The 15325-nt window shown below is 64.7% G+C and carries 18 protein-coding genes; 6 read left to right on the top strand and 12 right to left on the bottom strand.

The features are described 5' to 3' along the window. Positions 1-25: 25 nt before the first annotated feature. Positions 26-964 carry a Vms1/Ankzf1 family peptidyl-tRNA hydrolase gene (locus tag C480_RS06775; RefSeq protein WP_006664878.1) on the bottom strand — a complete coding sequence of 313 codons (939 nt, stop codon included), beginning with the start codon at positions 962-964 and terminating at the stop codon, positions 26-28. An 84-nt stretch (positions 965-1048) separates the two neighbouring features. Beyond that, positions 1049-1471, bottom strand: a complete 423-nt coding sequence (locus tag C480_RS06770; protein ID WP_006664877.1) for a DUF5802 family protein — start codon at positions 1469-1471, stop codon at positions 1049-1051. 162 nt (positions 1472-1633) lie between these two features. On the opposite strand from C480_RS06770, the gene C480_RS06765 reads away from it, so the two are divergent. After that, the gene (locus C480_RS06765) at positions 1634-2056 is read left to right on the top strand and encodes an ester cyclase (protein WP_006664876.1); all 423 of its coding nucleotides are present in this window, start codon (positions 1634-1636) and stop codon (positions 2054-2056) included. A 328-nt stretch (positions 2057-2384) separates the two neighbouring features. Here C480_RS06765 and C480_RS06760 read toward each other — a convergent pair whose 3' ends face one another. The 7 genes from C480_RS06760 to dapA form a co-directional block, all read right to left on the bottom strand. Beyond that, positions 2385-3494 carry a M20 family metallopeptidase gene (locus tag C480_RS06760; protein ID WP_006664875.1) on the bottom strand — a complete coding sequence of 370 codons (1110 nt, stop codon included), beginning with the start codon at positions 3492-3494 and terminating at the stop codon, positions 2385-2387. A 1-nt stretch (position 3495) separates the two neighbouring features. Next, positions 3496-4734 carry a diaminopimelate decarboxylase gene (gene lysA, locus C480_RS06755; RefSeq protein ID WP_006664874.1) on the bottom strand — a complete coding sequence of 413 codons (1239 nt, stop codon included), beginning with the start codon at positions 4732-4734 and terminating at the stop codon, positions 3496-3498. Between the two features lie 109 nt (positions 4735-4843). Further along, the gene (locus C480_RS24175) at positions 4844-4987 is read right to left on the bottom strand and encodes a hypothetical protein (protein WP_241433798.1); all 144 of its coding nucleotides are present in this window, start codon (positions 4985-4987) and stop codon (positions 4844-4846) included. A 191-nt stretch (positions 4988-5178) separates the two neighbouring features. Next, a complete protein-coding gene (locus C480_RS06745; RefSeq protein ID WP_006664873.1) occupies positions 5179-5955 on the bottom strand; it encodes an aldo/keto reductase in 777 nt (258 codons plus the stop codon). A 90-nt stretch (positions 5956-6045) separates the two neighbouring features. After that, positions 6046-6882, bottom strand: coding sequence for a 2,3,4,5-tetrahydropyridine-2,6-dicarboxylate N-succinyltransferase (locus tag C480_RS06740; protein ID WP_006664872.1), 837 nt, complete (start codon positions 6880-6882; stop codon positions 6046-6048). Next, positions 6879-7652, bottom strand: a complete 774-nt coding sequence (gene dapB, locus C480_RS06735; protein WP_006664871.1) for a 4-hydroxy-tetrahydrodipicolinate reductase — start codon at positions 7650-7652, stop codon at positions 6879-6881. The genes C480_RS06740 and dapB overlap by 4 nt, the downstream gene beginning before the upstream one ends. Beyond that, positions 7649-8611: a 4-hydroxy-tetrahydrodipicolinate synthase gene (gene dapA, locus C480_RS06730; RefSeq protein WP_006664870.1), complete on the bottom strand. Its 963-nt coding sequence runs from the start codon at positions 8609-8611 to the stop codon at positions 7649-7651. The genes dapB and dapA overlap by 4 nt, the downstream gene beginning before the upstream one ends. 401 nt (positions 8612-9012) lie before the next feature. Here dapA and C480_RS06725 point away from each other — a divergent pair, with 401 nt between their 5' ends. Both C480_RS06725 and C480_RS06720 read left to right on the top strand, forming a co-directional pair. Further along, positions 9013-9837, top strand: coding sequence for a M48 family metallopeptidase (locus tag C480_RS06725; protein ID WP_006664868.1), 825 nt, complete (start codon positions 9013-9015; stop codon positions 9835-9837). A gap of 96 nt (positions 9838-9933) precedes the next feature. Then, positions 9934-10431: a LabA-like NYN domain-containing protein gene (locus C480_RS06720; protein WP_006664867.1), complete on the top strand. Its 498-nt coding sequence runs from the start codon at positions 9934-9936 to the stop codon at positions 10429-10431. 149 nt (positions 10432-10580) lie between these two features. Here the strand turns inward: C480_RS06720 and C480_RS06715 are convergent, their stop codons facing one another. Further along, positions 10581-10769 carry a hypothetical protein gene (locus C480_RS06715; protein WP_006664866.1) on the bottom strand — a complete coding sequence of 63 codons (189 nt, stop codon included), beginning with the start codon at positions 10767-10769 and terminating at the stop codon, positions 10581-10583. Between the two features lie 120 nt (positions 10770-10889). On the opposite strand from C480_RS06715, the gene C480_RS06710 reads away from it, so the two are divergent. Then, a complete protein-coding gene (locus C480_RS06710; protein ID WP_006664865.1) occupies positions 10890-11378 on the top strand; it encodes a PUA domain-containing protein in 489 nt (162 codons plus the stop codon). Between the two features lie 263 nt (positions 11379-11641). Continuing rightward, positions 11642-12400 carry a glucose 1-dehydrogenase gene (locus tag C480_RS06705; protein ID WP_006664864.1) on the top strand — a complete coding sequence of 253 codons (759 nt, stop codon included), beginning with the start codon at positions 11642-11644 and terminating at the stop codon, positions 12398-12400. Positions 12401-13287: 887 nt separating this feature from the next. Here C480_RS06705 and C480_RS06700 read toward each other — a convergent pair. Together C480_RS06700 and C480_RS06695 are read right to left on the bottom strand one after the other, a co-directional pair. Further along, the gene (locus C480_RS06700; RefSeq protein ID WP_006664863.1) at positions 13288-13971 is read right to left on the bottom strand and encodes a TetR/AcrR family transcriptional regulator; all 684 of its coding nucleotides are present in this window, start codon (positions 13969-13971) and stop codon (positions 13288-13290) included. A gap of 118 nt (positions 13972-14089) precedes the next feature. Continuing rightward, positions 14090-14704 carry an HD domain-containing protein gene (locus tag C480_RS06695; RefSeq protein WP_006664862.1) on the bottom strand — a complete coding sequence of 205 codons (615 nt, stop codon included), beginning with the start codon at positions 14702-14704 and terminating at the stop codon, positions 14090-14092. 181 nt (positions 14705-14885) lie between these two features. On the opposite strand from C480_RS06695, the gene C480_RS06690 reads away from it, so the two are divergent. After that, positions 14886-15269, top strand: coding sequence for a nascent polypeptide-associated complex protein (locus tag C480_RS06690; RefSeq protein ID WP_006664861.1), 384 nt, complete (start codon positions 14886-14888; stop codon positions 15267-15269). The last annotated feature ends 56 nt before the right edge of the window (positions 15270-15325 follow it).

Here is a 15325-nt window from a genome sequence, read left to right as displayed (position 1 = left end):
TTCGGCGAGGGGAGTACCAGTCCGGCTACAGGACGAACAGTGTCGTCGTCCAGAAGGTGCCGTAGGCGTCCTCGAGAGCCGATTTCGGATCGCCGGTCGCATCAACCGCCGCAGTTGCCGCCGGCTCGACGGCCGTCTCCTCGGCGAGCGTCTCGATGACGCCGCGTTGCCCGGTGAGAAAGAGGCGATCGATCTCGGTGTCGTCGTACACGTCGGCCAGCGTTTCCCGGCATCGGTCGAGGTGGGCGTCGATCTGATCGTCGCGAATCCGCTCGAAGCGCGCCTGGGAAAACCCGCCCTTGGAGTGGCTGCCCTTCACGTCGCTCTCGAAGCCCCGGTATTCGATGCGATCGTCGTCCTCGTAGACGCCGACTGCAAACAGGTCGGCCCTGACGACCGCGAGCGCGTCGCGTCCCGTCGGCAGGAACCACTCGCGATCGAGTGCGAACCGGTCCGTCCACCCCGCGGGCACGTCGCCCTCGTTCGGAAGGACCGGCGGATCGAGCGCGACGGAGACGAGGCCGGCGTCGTCGACACAGAGCAGGCAGGGCGCAGCGGCGTCGACGAGGGCCGCCCGATCGCCGAGCACGGCCGCGAGTTCGTCGTCCGGAGCGAACTCGTCGGACCCGGATTCCACGACCGTTGTCACCGCTCCCTCCGGACCCGTCCGAACCGACCGGAGCCTGTCGAGCACGTCGGCGAGGCGGCCACCGCGAAGCGTCTCGCGCCGCCTGAACGCGAGCGAGTCGTCCTCGTCGGCGTCGACGCGCTCGAGTTCGCCTTCGAGTTGGGCGATTCGGTCCTCGAGCCGGTTGACTCGCTCCTCGGCGTCCTGTCTGGCGGTCGTGGCCTCGGCTCGGCGGTCGGTTTCGGCCTCGTAGCGCGCCCGTAGCCGCTCGGTTTCGTCCTCGAGTTCGGCGATGCGCTCCTTGAGCGACGCGCGTCCGAGCAACTCATCGAGCATCTGACCGAACAGGTGCGACGAATGTACTTCTAGCTCCCGGTCTCCGTTCGCGTTGGGACCGTCAGCGGCTCCGATCGCGACCGCTCACATGCCCGCGTTCCTGAACTCGTCATCGTCGGCGGGGGTGTCGTCGCCATCGGTAGCCCGTGCCCAGGATACGGACGGGTCCCAGCCGTCGACGAACGAGAGTAACTGCGAGGCGCACTCGCGACGGGCGAGCAGGACCTCGCGCAGGGATGGCGGGTTTCGAACATCCATGCCGTCGAGGAGCGTTTCGGGCAGCGCGAGCGTGTTCGTCGGGACGGCGCTGTCGCCGTGGACCGAGAAGTGCTGCGAGTCGAGTTTCATCACGAGTGGCGTTTCGAGCGATTCGAGACCCTCTCCGGTCGCGTACACCGCCTCGTTGATCCGCTCGTGTTGCTCGCTGTCCATTAGCGCGCGGTCGGCATCGGTCGGAGTCACGTAGAGTCGGCCGAGGTAGTAGCTTCGGGAGAACTCCTCGAACATGCTAGTTATACCCATGTTCCAGAGTACCATAACTATTGGCGAACACCCTTATACCGCACCGCAATCACGGACGATGTCGATCGCAAGCGGGTGGGTATCCGCCGCCGTATCGACGGGGGGGGAACCTATTACCTATTTGGCCGTGGCCGATGACCGTCCCTCATGTCCGCAGACGACGAGCACAAAGCGATCGCAAAGCGGTACGTCGATGTCGTCTGGAACGACGGGGACGTCGATGCGATGGACGACGTGCTCACCGACCAGCAGGTGTACCACGATCCGACGGGGTCCGGAGAGGAACCGCTCTCCGAGTTCGAGTCGTTCGTTTCGAACTACCACGAGACGTTTCCGGACCTGCACTTCGAGGTCGAACGCTACATGCGGGACGGGGACTACGTCGCGTTCTGGGGGCGGATAACGGGGACCCACGAGGGGCCGTTCATGGGTATCGAACCGACGGGCGAATCCGTCGAGATCATGGGCATCCACGTCGTTCGTATCGCGGACGGAAAAATCGCGGAACGGTGGGCGAACGTGGACCTCTTCGGGCTCCTCCAACAGATCGGACACGATCCGCTGGCCTGAGACGGTCTGCTGCACCGAGTCCCCGGCACACTCGTAGATGGTCGCGGGTGCGCCGGCACTGCCCGACAGCAGTTCGGCTGAGAGAGTACGTGACGGCCGTCGTTGCGTTCCGACCGTGAACTCGTCCGGGTTGTATCCGCGGAATCAATACTCCTTTGCCGGTCGCTTCCCAAGCGGGCGTATGGTCGAGCGACTGTTCCCCGAAATCGCAACTGCGGGTCTCGTTCTCATTACGGTCGTCTGTCTCATCGGGCTGCTGTACCTCCTCGCGAAGCAGTAATTACACACCGCTCGCACGACGGCTGTGCGATCAGGTGTGCACTGGCTTTCAGCGGCACCTCTCGCCGACGAGTTCGGCGAGCGTCGCTTCGAGTGCGTCCGCCGCGGCTTCGATGTCCGGGAGGCGGACGTACTCGCGCTCGGCGTGGGCGACGGCCCCCTCCTCGTCGGCGAGCACGCCCGGTCCGAAGACGACCGTCGGTGCATCGGCCGCGAAGAAGCCGGCCTCGGTGGCCGCCCCGAACGGCCGGACCGCGCTGCCGCTTGCCGCCGCCAGGGTGCCGACCAGATCGGCGTCCTCGTCGGTCACGAACGCCCGCGGGAACGGCGTGTCGGGTCGGATGAGTTCGACCGAAATCTCGACATCGAACTCCGCTTGCACCCGGTCCGCGAGACGCTCGGCCAGGTCATCGCGGAACGATGAACTCGTCTCCGGGGGGACGCTGCGCCGGTCGAACGTGAGTCGGCAGCGCTCGGGGACGCGGTTCGAGGCATCGCCGCCACAGAGAACGGTCGGCGTCAGTTTCGGTTCCCCGAGCACCGCGTCCTCGCTCGGTCCCGCCACTTCGTCGTAGTCTCGAAGCGCGTCGAGCACGTGCGAGAGCGCGGCGATCGGATTACGGTCAGCGGGCACGCTTGCGGCGTGGCCGCTCTCGCCCGCGATCGTCACGACACCCTCGCACTGTCCGCGGGCGGCGATGCAGACGTCGAGGCCCGTCGGTTCGCCGACGATGTACCCGTCCGCCGAGAGCCGCTCCCGCAGGCCCTCGGCACCGGTCATCAGCGTTTCCTCGTCGGTCGTGATCGCCAGCGTCAGCGTCCCGGCGGCCGGTTCGACGCGCAGGAACGCTGCGACCAGCGCGGCGAGCGGCCCCTTGGCGTCGCAGGCTCCGCGGCCGCGGACCACGTCGCCGTCGCGCTCGTAAGGAACGTGCGGCGGCACCGTGTCGATGTGCGTGTTGAGGACGATGTGGGGCCCATTGCCGGCGGCGTCACGCTCGCCGCCTCGCGTCGCGAGCACGTTCCCGAGGTCGTCCACCGTCGGCTCGTGACCGGCCTCCCGCAGCGTTTCGAGCACGAACTCGCGCATCTCGGATACGTCCTCGTGGGACGGAATCCGAACCGCATCGGCGTGGAACGAGGTGATATCGAATCCCATCTCAATCCTGTTCGACGCGGGTCACGTCCTCGAGCGTCTCCCGTCGGCGCACGACGCGGGCCTCGCCGCCCTCGAGTGCGACCTCCGCCGGCCGGGGTTGGGAGTGGAACTGGCTCGCCAGCTCATAGCCGTAGGAACCCGCGTTTCCGATGGCGATGACGTCCTCGCGCTCCGGGCGAGCGATCGGCCGGTCGTGGGCGAAGACGTCCGCGCTGGTACAGACCGGCCCGCCGACGGTCACCGGTTCGGACTCGCGCTCGGGTGCGCTGACGTTGTACATCGGGTGGTAGGAGCCGAACATCGCCGGGCGGATCAGCGTCGCCAGGCTGGCGTCGACGCCGACGACCGTCGTGTCAGGGGCCTCCTTGATCGTGTTCACCTCGCTCAGGATGAGCGACGCATCGGCGACGACGTATCGGCCCGGTTCGAGCTTGAGCGTGGCGTCGAGTTCACCGACGGCGTCGCGGACCAGCGCCGACGTTTTTTCGAGGTCCAGCGGCTCGTCGTTCTCGCGGTAGGGAACGCCGTAGCCGCCGCCGACGTCGACGAACTCCAGGCTTTCGTCGCCGACGCGGCGGGCCATCTCGCCGACGCGCTCGATGGCCCGACAGTGCTCTTCGAGGCCCTCGGTCAGGACGCCGCTGCCCGCGTGGGCGTGCAGGCCGACGAGTTCGAATTCCTGCCGAACGCGGTCGGCGACATCGGGAACGCGCTCGTAGGGGACGCCGAATTTCGCGTCCGCGCCGGTGGCGACCTTCTCGTGGTGGCCCGTGCCGATCCCGGGGTTGATGCGGATGGCGATGCGGCCGTCGTAGCCGCGCGCTTGCAGCCGGTCCAGCGTATCCGTCGCGCCGATGGTGATCGTTAGTCCCGGCGCGTCGTCGGCCAGGTCGGTCGCGTAATCGAGGTCGCGATCCGGCGGGTTGACCGCGGTGTACTGGAGCGTGTTCGGGTCCGCGCCGGCGTCGATCGAGCGCTTTAGTTCGCCCCAGGCCGCACACTCGATGTCGCCGCCGGCCTCGAGGACGGCTTCGAGAACGGACTTGCCCGTGTGAGCCTTCGCGGCGTACATGACGTGGGCGTCGGGAAACGCCGACGAGAAACGGGTGTAGTTCTCTTTGATGCGGTCGAGATCGGTCACGTAAAGCGGCGTGTCGTACTCCTCGGCGAGGGACTCGAGTCGGTCGTGGTCCCAGTCCGCGAGCCGACGGACGGGCGGCGAATCCGCATGGCTGGTCATTGGTCACCACAAGTGACCGCGAGGAGTCAAGGGTTTGGGTTTCGTGCCCGCGTCTCGAACGTCGGCTTCTGGGTGTCGGTTACCCTTGGCTACCACATGCCGGCGTCAGTCAGCCCGTTCTCGGTCTGTGCGTCCACGCGACGACGAGGCCGACGACCATCACGCCGGCGGCGATCGGTTCGGTCCACGGGGCGAGAATCGAGGGGATAGGTACGAGTTCATCGAGAAATAGCCCGGCGGCCGCACCCGCCAAAAAGACCCGACGCCGATCGTGCGGCGGACGGTCCAGGATTCCGTCCGCACCCGGACGGCGGCGAGACCGCAGGCGACGGCGAACAGTCCGAACACGACGGCCGAGTCCCAGTTCACGTCACCCGATTGACCGCACGGCGACTTGAACGCTCGGCTCGAGTTCGGCCGCGCGACTCCCGTCAGGATCGGCAATCACTCCGGAAAGAGTTCGTCGGTCCGCTCGATCGCGTCGATGCGCTCGCGTTCGGACGGGTCGAGTTCGAGGTCTTGGGCGTCGAGGTTCGCCCGGAGATGCGCGGCGCTGCTGGCTTTCGGAATCGTCACGACGCCCTCCTTCGCGGCCAGCCAGGCGAGACAGACCGCTTCGGGCGTCGCGTCGTGATTTTCGGCGATGTCGACGACCGCGTCGATCTCCCCCGCGCGACCGTTCGCGAGCGGCGAGTAGGCCACGAGCGGATAGCCGTGCTCGCGGGCGTGGGCGAGCAGGTCGTCCGGCTGAAACAGCGGGTGGAACTCGACCTGGTGGGCCGCGATCGGCGCGTCGAGGACGGCCCGCGCGGTCTCGAGTTCAGCAACGGTGAAGTTGCTGACGCCGACGGCGCGGATGGTGCCGGCGTCGCGAAGGTCGTCGAAGGCCGGCAGCGTCTCGTCGGGGTCGTAGGTCTCGACGGGGCGGTGGACGTACAGCAGGTCGACCGACTCGAGCCCCAGGCGGTCGAGACTTTCCGCCGTCGTCCGGCGCACGTCGGCCGGCGCGAGGCTGTCGGCCCAGACTTTCGTCGCGACCGTCACGTCCTCTCGTGGGACGGCACTCCGGGCCAGTCCCTCGCCGACGACGGCCTCGTTCCCGTAGATCTGTGCCGTATCGAGGTGTCTGTAGCCGAGGTCGAGCGCCGTTTCAATCACGGCGGGGTCGTCGATCCCCATCGTCCCCAGGCCGACGGGCGGGAGATCAAGCGGCGAAGCCATACCGAGTTCACGGACCGACAGTACGTAAGTGAACTCGTCTCGCGGGCGGTGCGGATCGCGGTCGAGTTCGCTCAGAAGAGTCCCGGGAGTTTATTCCCGCAGCGCGTCCTCGCGCTCGGTCGCCTCGAGCGTCTCCGTCTCCAGGTCGGTGGCGACGACGGCGGGCTTGTACGCGCCGCCCTCGAACAGGTCGTGATCGCTGACCGACGATTCGACGAATCGCGTGAACGCGCGCCGGTCCGCGGGCAGTTCGCCGTAGATAACTTCCTCCTCGACGAGGTCGTAAACCGGGATGCGCGGCGTCAGAAGGGTGTTCTCGCCGACGACGCTGTTCTCGCCGACGACGAACCCGCTCGTGACGCGACAGCCGGCCCCGAGCGAGACGTTATCCTCGATGATGACGGGCGCGTTCTCGACCGGTTCCAGCACTCCCCCGATAAGGGTGTTCGCGCCGAGTTTGACGTTCGCGCCGATCTGAGCGCAGGAGCCTACCGTATCGCAGGAGTCGACGAGCGTCCCGTCGCCGACGTGCGCGCCGATGTTGACGAACGCGGGGCTCATCAGGATGCAGTCGGAGCCGATGTGCGCGCCGCGGCGGACGACGGTGCCGTCGGGCGTGTTGCGGCTGCCGCGTGCGGCGTAGTCGCTCGAGTTCGCAAGCGGGAGCACGTCGTTGTACGTGACGCCACCGTATTCGCGGGGTTCGGTCGCTCGCAGGCCGAAGTTAAGCAGGATGCCCTGCTTGACCCAGGCGTTTGCTTCCCACTCGCCGTCGTGCTTCTCGGCCGCGCGGATCTCGCCGTCCTCCAGCGCATCGAGGAACGAATCGAGCGTCGCGAACGCGTCCTCGCCGGCGCTATCGGCGTCGAGTTCATCGTTGTCGTACTGTGTCCACAGGTCATCGATTTCGGTCTCGAGTGCACTCATTCGTCGATCACATCCGCAAAGTCGTAGCTTCCCGCCTTCTGTCCGGCGATCCAGGCCGCCGCGTCGACTGCGCCGGCGGCGAAGACGCCGCGGTCCTCGGCGCGGTGGGTCAGGCGAACCTCCTCGTGATTCCCCGCGAGCAGAATCTCGTGCTCGCCCGTAATATCGCCCGCGCGGAGCGCGTGAACGCCGATCTCGCCAGCCTCGCGGGGGGCCTCTCCCTCGCGGCCGTGCGTGCGCTCACTGAACTCGCCGTTGGCCTCGATCTCGTCGAGCAGTCGGTTCGCGGTCCCGCTCGGGGCGTCCCGCTTCGCGTTGTGGTGAGTCTCGACGAGTTCGACGTCGTAGCCCGGCAGGCTCTTGACGGCGTCGCCGATGACGTTCACGAGCGCCTGCACGCCCCGAGCGAAGTTCGGCGCGTGGAGGACCGGAATCTCGCCGGCCGCGTCTTCGAGCGCGGCGAGCTGGTCGTCGTCGAAGCCGGTCGTGCCGGTGACGAACGCGACTTCGGCGTCCGCGCAGGCACGGGCGTACTCGATCGCCGATTCGGGGCCGGTGAAGTCGATCACCGCCTGCGGTTCGTGTGCGGCCAGCAGCGACCCGAACTCGGCCGCGGGATCGACCGCGACGCCGTCGACCGTCTCGCCATCGGGTTCGCGATTGACCGCGAACGCCACCTCGCAGCTCCCGTGGTCCGCGACGGCGGCGATCACTTCGCGGCCCATCCGGCCGGTCGCGCCGGTGACGCCGATTCGAGTCGCGGCCGTCATCGATCGCCTCCCGGTTCCGACTCAGACTCAGACTCAGACTCCGATTCAGATTCCGCGTCGGTTACCGTCGTCTCGCGCTCGAGTTCGGCGAGCACCGCTTCGAGTTCGTCGCGGTGCTCCTCGGAGAGTCGGGACAGCGGCGGGCGCATCCGTGCGGGGCCGTACCCGCGAATCTGCATCGCCTCCTTGACCGGAATCGGGTTCGTCTCGACGAACAGGTCGCGGAACAGCGGCCCGAGTTCGTGGTGGATCTCTCGTGCGCGCGTGTAGTCGCCGTCGAGCGCCGCGCCGACCATCGCGCAGGTCCGTTCGGGCTCGATGTTCGCGGCGACGCTGATCGTCCCGGTGCCGCCGACCGAGAGGGTCGGAAGGGTCAGCGCGTCGTCGCCCGAGAGCACGCTGAACTCGTCTTCGCGCGTGCGCTCTGCGATCTCGCCTATCTGTCCGAGGTCGCCGCTTGCGGCCTTGTAGCCCGCGATGTTCTCGTGCTTTGCGAGGGAGACGGCGGTGTCGGGGTCGATCGATCGGCCCGTCCGCGAGGGGACGTTGTAGACGATCTGCGGGAGGTCGACTGCGTCGGCGATCGTACGGTAGTGCTCGATCAGGCCGCGCTGTTCGGGCTTGTTGTAGTACGGCGAGATAAGGAGCAAGCCGTCCGCGCCGGCGTCGGCCGAGCGCTCGGAGAGTTCGAGCGCCTCGCGGGTGTTGTTCGACCCGGAGCCCGCGATGACGGGCACGTCGTCGACGGCCTCGATGACGGCTTCGACGACGCGGACGTGTTCCTCGTGGGTTAACGTCGCGGATTCGCCGGTCGAGCCGACCGGAACGAGACCGTCGACGCCCGCGGCCTCGAGTCGCTGTGCGTCCTGCTGGAGCGTTTCGAAATCGATTCGTTCGTCGTCGTCGAACGGCGTACACATCGCCGGAAAGACGCCGGAAAGGGTGAGCTGTGTTGACATGGGTTCGGTGTGTGCTGTGAGGTGTCGCTGCGTCGTCTCTTTTTGTGTGTCGAGTCGTCGCCTCGAATCACTGTGGTAACCGATCGTACTCCGTCTCGATCACCGGGTTCGCGATCCGTCGCGTGCCGTCGAACCGTGCCCGAGACGGGATGCCACGCCGCCACGAGCACACTCACACGCGTTTCGGTTTCGGTTTCGATTTCGACAGGGTCGAAAAACGAGCGTTGCCGTCGCTCACGGCAGCTGCGACAACCGGGCGAGCGACGAGACGCATACACGACTGACTGGCCCGCGACCCCTTATCGATTGTGTTCACGACCCTATTAGCCGCGATAGACCTCTGCTACCGATGGACATACTTTTTCGCGAAACTTATCCCGTCGCATTACTTACAGGCGACCATGACAGACTTCGGTCTGAAGGTGCGGATGGCGATCGTCGGCTCGATCCTGTTCGCCTTTTACATGGTCGTCGGCCTCTTCGGCCTGGCGATGTTCGGGACGAAGGCGTGGCCGCTCGTTCTGCTCGGCCTGCTCGTCCTCCCGTTCATCCAGTACAAGATCGGCACCTGGTCGGCGACCAGACGCGCCGAAGAAATGCCCGAGGAAGGCCAGTATCAGGAAATCCATCGGATGACCGAATCCCTCAGCCGAGACATGGGCATCGAGAAACCCACGCTGATGGTCCAGCAGATGGGCGTTCCCAACGCCTTCGCGACCGGCCGCAAGGGCAACGGCATCGTCGTCGTCTCGACCGAACTCATGAGCCTCCTCCGGCGCGACGAACTCGAGGGCGTCATCGCACACGAACTCGCCCACATCAAGAACCGCGACGTCGTGACGATGGTCGTCGGACAGTCGATCGGGATGATGGTCGGCTGGGTCGCCTACATCGTCTACATGATGGGTGACGACCGCAGCTTCGGGAGCATCTTCGTCGGGATGATCATCTCGAACATCGCACAGATGTTCGTCGTGGTCTTCGTCCTCGCCATCTCGCGGTACCGAGAGTACGTCGCCGACGAGGACGCCCGACAGTACATCGGCAGCGGCGAACCGCTCGCCCGCGCGCTCGAAAAGATTTCCTCGGGTTCGGAGGGTCGCGAGTCGACGCTCGACGACAGCGTGAGCGCGCTGTGTATCTTCAACGCGGACCGCGGATTGCTCGAACGGCTGTTTGCGACGCATCCGCCGATGGAAAAGCGCCTCGAGAAACTCCGTCAGTAACGATTCAGCCACACTGTTCGGGATCTCCGTCGTCCTTCCTCGTCTGCTGGCCCACGAACGACGCGATTTTTTAGGCTGCACGGCCCACCAGTAGGTGTGACCGATATCCATCCCGACCAGCGCGTCGCCGTTCTCGTCGACGCCCAGAACCTCTATCACTCCGCACAGAGCCTTCACAGTCGCAATATCGACTACTCTGCGCTCCTCTCGAAGGCCATTCAGGACCGCCAGCTCACCCGTGCGATCGCCTACGTCATCCGTGCGGACGCACCGGAGGAGGAGAGCTTCTTCGATGCCCTCGTCGATATCGGCTTCGAGACGAAGATCAAGGACATCAAGACGTTCTCCGACGGCACGAAAAAGGCCGACTGGGACGTCGGGATGAGCCTCGACGCCGTAACGCTCGCTAACCACGTCGACACGGTAGTGCTGTGTACCGGTGATGGCGACTTCTCACGACTCTGCTCGCACCTTCGTCACGAGGGCGTCCGCGTCGAAGTCATGGCGTTCGAATCCTCCACGGCCGACGAACTGATCGACGCAGCCGATACGTTCCTCGATCTGGGCGACCGCCACGAGACGTTCCTGCTCTGAGACGGTCTGCCGTACCGATTCAGGGCGCACCCGCGGCCGTCTACAGGTGCGTCGGAACTGACTTCCAGCAGTCCGCCCGAGTAGCACGCTATCCAGGTGACGCTTCGCTCCGTCAGCGACAGGTCGGCTGACCGGACACCACGCAATCGTTACGACGGTGTCGCCGTCCGTGCGAGATCGATAGCAACCGCAACCGCTCCAAGCACCAGCGCCAGCCCCGATACGAAGAGAGCCACGGGATACCCGCCGGCGCTCGTCTGCAGGATCGACGGCCCGGCAAGAACCAACCCGCTGACCGCGAGGAGGACGGTTCCGAGAACGATCTGTACGACATCCATTCACGGCCTACTACCAAACCAACGTATATAATAGCCCTGATTACCGTCAGGACACCTTTCACCTCGGCCCGACAGCGACGATCGAAGGGCTTTCGACTCGACACACGAAACCCCCCTCCAATGAGCGAGCCAGCCGACGGGAACGCCGGCCTCTCGACGCTTCGGACCATCGCGGACTACCAGTTCGGCGCGGGCACAGGCACGGCTCTCTTTCCACCCACCGAATCCCTCACCGTCAAACGAACCTCCTCCGGCCGACCACAGCAAGTCCACGCCGAAGCCGGTCGTATCGTCTCCTTCGGAATCGACGGCCGCTTCACCCTCGGTCTCGAGGGCGGTCGACGACTGGATGGCGCACTCGAACACCCCGCCTATCGCGTCGTCGTCGACGACGAGAGCGAACCGTTCGTCCGCGACGAAAAGAACGTCTTCGCCAAGTTCGTCCGCGAGACTGGCCCGGACATTCGACCCGGCGACGAAGTCCTCGTCGTCCACGAACGCGGCGAGGTCCTCGCCGTCGGCCGCGCCGAACTCGCCGCCGCCGCCATCGAGGACTTCGAAACCGGAATGGCCGTGAACGTCCGGGAGGGCGCACCGGCCACGGAATAACCGCCGTCCTCGAAACGACGACGCGTACAACCACACACGACCACACGCACGACCGCACGAGTTCTTCTGTCTCGTATCGACCCCGACCCGAACAGCCACGTTACTGCTCTGGCTTGCACGTCGTACGCTCTCCATCGCTAGTGAACTCGAGCGACCCTAGACTTGCGATTCGAACTCCCCGACGAACGTGTGATGAGTGCAGTCGATATTTCGAGTCGACGACACCAAAAGGCTCATGTATTAACTGAACGTTCAGTCTCGCAATGGAAGCAGACTTCACGAACAAGACCGCGATCGTCACCGGTTCTGGGTCCGGTATCGGCCGGGCATCCGCAGAACGGCTTGCAACGGCAGGAGCAGCCGTCGTCGTCGCCGACATTGACGCTGCCGGCGGTCACGAGACCGTCGACCGCATCGAAGATGTAGGCGGCGACGCCGTCTTTGTCGACGTCGATGTCACCGACGAAGACGACGTCGAAACGATGGTTGAGACTGCCATCGACGAGTTCGGGAGTCTCGATATCGCGCACAACAACGCCGGCATCGAAGGGGAGACGGCTCCACTAACTGAACTCGATTCGGCGCAGTGGCACCGGGTCCTGGATATCAATCTCACCGGGGTCTGGTTGGGATTGAAACACGAGATTCCGGCGCTCATCGAGAGCGGCGGCGGAAGTATCGTGAACACGTCGTCGATCGCCGGACTCGTCGCGGACGGAACCGCACCGTACGTCGCGAGCAAGCACGCCGTCGTCGGATTGAGCAAGTCGGCCGCGATCCAGTACGCTGACGATGGCGTTCGCGTGAACGCGATCTGTCCCGGCGTGGTCAAAACGCCGATGGTCGAACGAAGTCTCGAGGAGCACCCCGGCGCGATCGACCAGTTGACCGCCGACCAACCGCTCGGCCGAATGGCGACGCCGGAGGAAGTCGCGGACGCCGTCGCCTGGTTGGCATCGGACGAAGCGTCGTTTATCAACGGCCACTCGCTGCCGATCGACGGCGGACTGCTCGCGACGTGACTCCGACACCGTTTCGCCGTCGGACGGCGGGGCGTGTCCGGTCACGAACGCAATATGGGTCGAACATAGCCAGCGAATCGCACCGCTACTGCTCGAGAACTGCCGGTGTTTCGTGTTGTAACCCGAGCGGGGTGCCTTTTGCTTGGTCTCGACGACGCGGCCCCACTGCGCTTCATCGAGTTCAGTAATCGGTGTGGTGGCGTTGCCGGTGGCGACGTTGACGGTGAACTCGAGTCGCCCGTCGTCCCGTAAGCGCGCCGGGTTGTTTTTATATTGAACGAATTTTCAAACCGGTGTCGATCGGTGTCCCGAACTCGAGTCGTAGAAGGCTCCTCGATAACAGCGATAGTCCGCAACCGGGGGGTAATATAGAACGGTTCACATACCTTCTCCGCGACCCCCCGACGGGCGATAAGTACAGGTCGCTCATATACCAGACACTGCGGAGAGAACAGTTCCGAGAAGACTCAGACAGGCGGCACCAACTAACGCAAAGAGGGCGGCAACAGAGATTTTAAACTCGTCAGGGTCGGTTTGCAGTGATTCGTAGCCAGCACTGACAATCATCCCACCCCCACCGACTGCCATAAGCAGTATCGGTATACTGTGGTCGCCAGAAATGAGCGATCGCACTGCTGGGAACCCAAGAGACAGTCCAATTACTGCAAGAGCGCTGTTATAGATGTACAACCGTTCCATAGGCGTTTTATCAAACCTTGCTCACTAATAGCTGAGGGAAATTGTGTTCTTCCGTTCTGTTCGCATCTGTAGTAAACTATTAATTCAGTTCAGATAGGGGTAAAAACACTATGCGAATCGTTCTATGACATCCTTCTGGTCCACGCCCGATCAAGTCGGTCATCAACGATTCGGTGGCCCGCTCGAGTTCAGGCCTCGTCGCTGTCGGGAGTCGCTCCCGTCGGCGATGCCGGCGCAGCATCGTCCACCTTCAATCGGCGCATCTGAGTCAATAGCGCGGCGCGAGCCGTCTCGATCGAGAACTCGTCGTTCGCCGTGAGCCGGCGCGTTCGAGTGCCGGTAAGCAACGAGAGGAAAAGTTCGGCCTCGAGATCGGGATCAACGGGAACGAACTCGCCGGACGTGATGCCGCGCTCGACGATCGACCGGAGCAGCGCTTTCAGTTCGCGGTCGGCTTTCAGGTACTGGGTTCGGGCGTCAGCGTCGTGCGGTGCGTTCACGCGGAGTTCGAACATCGCGAGTTGCACCCGATAGGGGTCGTCCGGCAGCGTTTCTGGAACGAGCGTGTCGATGAGCGTCCGGAGTTGCTCGTCCGGGGCGTCGTCGCTGACCTGAATCTCGGTGAGGAACTGTCCGAGTGCGTAGTCCAGAAAGTCAAGCAGTAACTCGTCTTTGCCGTCGTAGTGGTAGTACAGCAGCGATTTGCTGTTGTCGAACTCGTCGGCGATGGCCTGTATCGTGAGATCGCCGTAACCGTGCGTGCTAAGCGCCCGGTAGGTCGCCTCCATGATCTCTCGCTTGACCGGATCGAGGTCGTCTCCGCTTCCCGTTCGCTCTCCGCTGTCGTCGGTGGTGTTTCGCTGTCGTGTCATTGTATTTCCGCCTGCCGCAGATCCGTCGGTCTCCCGCCGCCACGATCGTATCAGACCATCCGCCGCCGGGTCGAGTAATCCCTTTCGTTCGGTTGTGGCCCCCGTCCCCTTCGACCCGTCAGAGCTGGCACTCCCGCCCGATCTCTCGTTCGTATCGCTCTTTGATCGCCTCGAACAGCGATTCGCCGATCGGCGTCCGCAGTCGCGGCGCGGCCGTCGCGAAGAATTCGTCGAGATCGTCGAACTCGCTGAACTCGTCGGTCGGATCGCTTCCGTCATATCGATTCGCGCGCTCGTACTTGAGTGCCTGGAGACAGTTATCTACCAGGTCCATGTCCTTGACGAACCGGGAAACCGGCGTCTCGCGTTCTTCGTACTCCTTCCACAGGTGACGCGGTTCGTCGTCCTGAAACGGGTTAAGAAGGTCGGCGATAGCGTCCCGCTCCATCGTTTCTTTCGTCTCCGCGGTGATTCGTTGGTCGTCCGCCGTCGCTCTGGTTGCAACGTCGCCCGTTCGTGCCTCCGCGGCGTCGTGGACGACGGCCATCGCAACCGCTCGCTCGCGGTCGACCGCCTCACCCGCACGGTCGGCGTACAGCAGGCACAGCATCGCCGTGCCCCACGTGTGCGCTGCGACCGACTCCGGCGATTCGACGCCGCGAAGGTCCCATCCCGTCCGCGTCTCGTCTTTCAACTCGAGGAGTTCAAGTAGGGAGCCGAGTTCAGCGTCCATGGGGTTCCTGATGGGATACCGGTGGTTGAACGTATCGCTCTGGTGGAGCGAACGGGCGGTCGGTATCGATACTGGCATCGATCGTCGGCACCGTCGGTTCGCGAGCGGGCGCAGTGACGGGAACGGACGGTTCGCAGGTGGAACGACAAAGTAAAAGGTCGCGGGTGGCGACGTGTCGGGTATGTTCGGAGGAGGCGGCGGACTCAATCCGCGCAAGATGGAACAGATGATGCAGCAGATGGGGATCGACGCCGAGGACATCGACGCCGAGGAGGTAATCATTCGCACCGACGAGTACGATCTCGTCTTCAACGACGCCGAAGTCACCAAGATCGATGCTCGCGGCCAGGAGACCTACCAGATCATCGGCTCGCCGGAACAGGTCGAGTCCGGCTCGGCCGGCGGTGCCGGCGGCGATGCCGACGCCGACGACGGTGGCTCGTCCATCCCGGACGACGACGTCGAGATCGTCGCGATGCGAGCCGATGTCAGCGAGGACGAGGCCCGAACCGCACTCGAGGACAACGCCGGCGACCTCGCCGCGGCGGTCGAGGACCTCGAGTGAGCCGACCCGTGCAGCGAGGGGAATACGCGCTGTCTCATATACACATCTCTGAGCGG

The organism is Natrialba aegyptia DSM 13077, from assembly GCF_000337535.1.
In the GTDB taxonomy this organism is placed as follows: domain Archaea; phylum Halobacteriota; class Halobacteria; order Halobacteriales; family Natrialbaceae; genus Natrialba; species Natrialba aegyptia.
The sequence above is the reverse complement of the archived record's forward strand: the minus strand, read 5'-3'. Positions and strand labels throughout refer to the sequence as shown.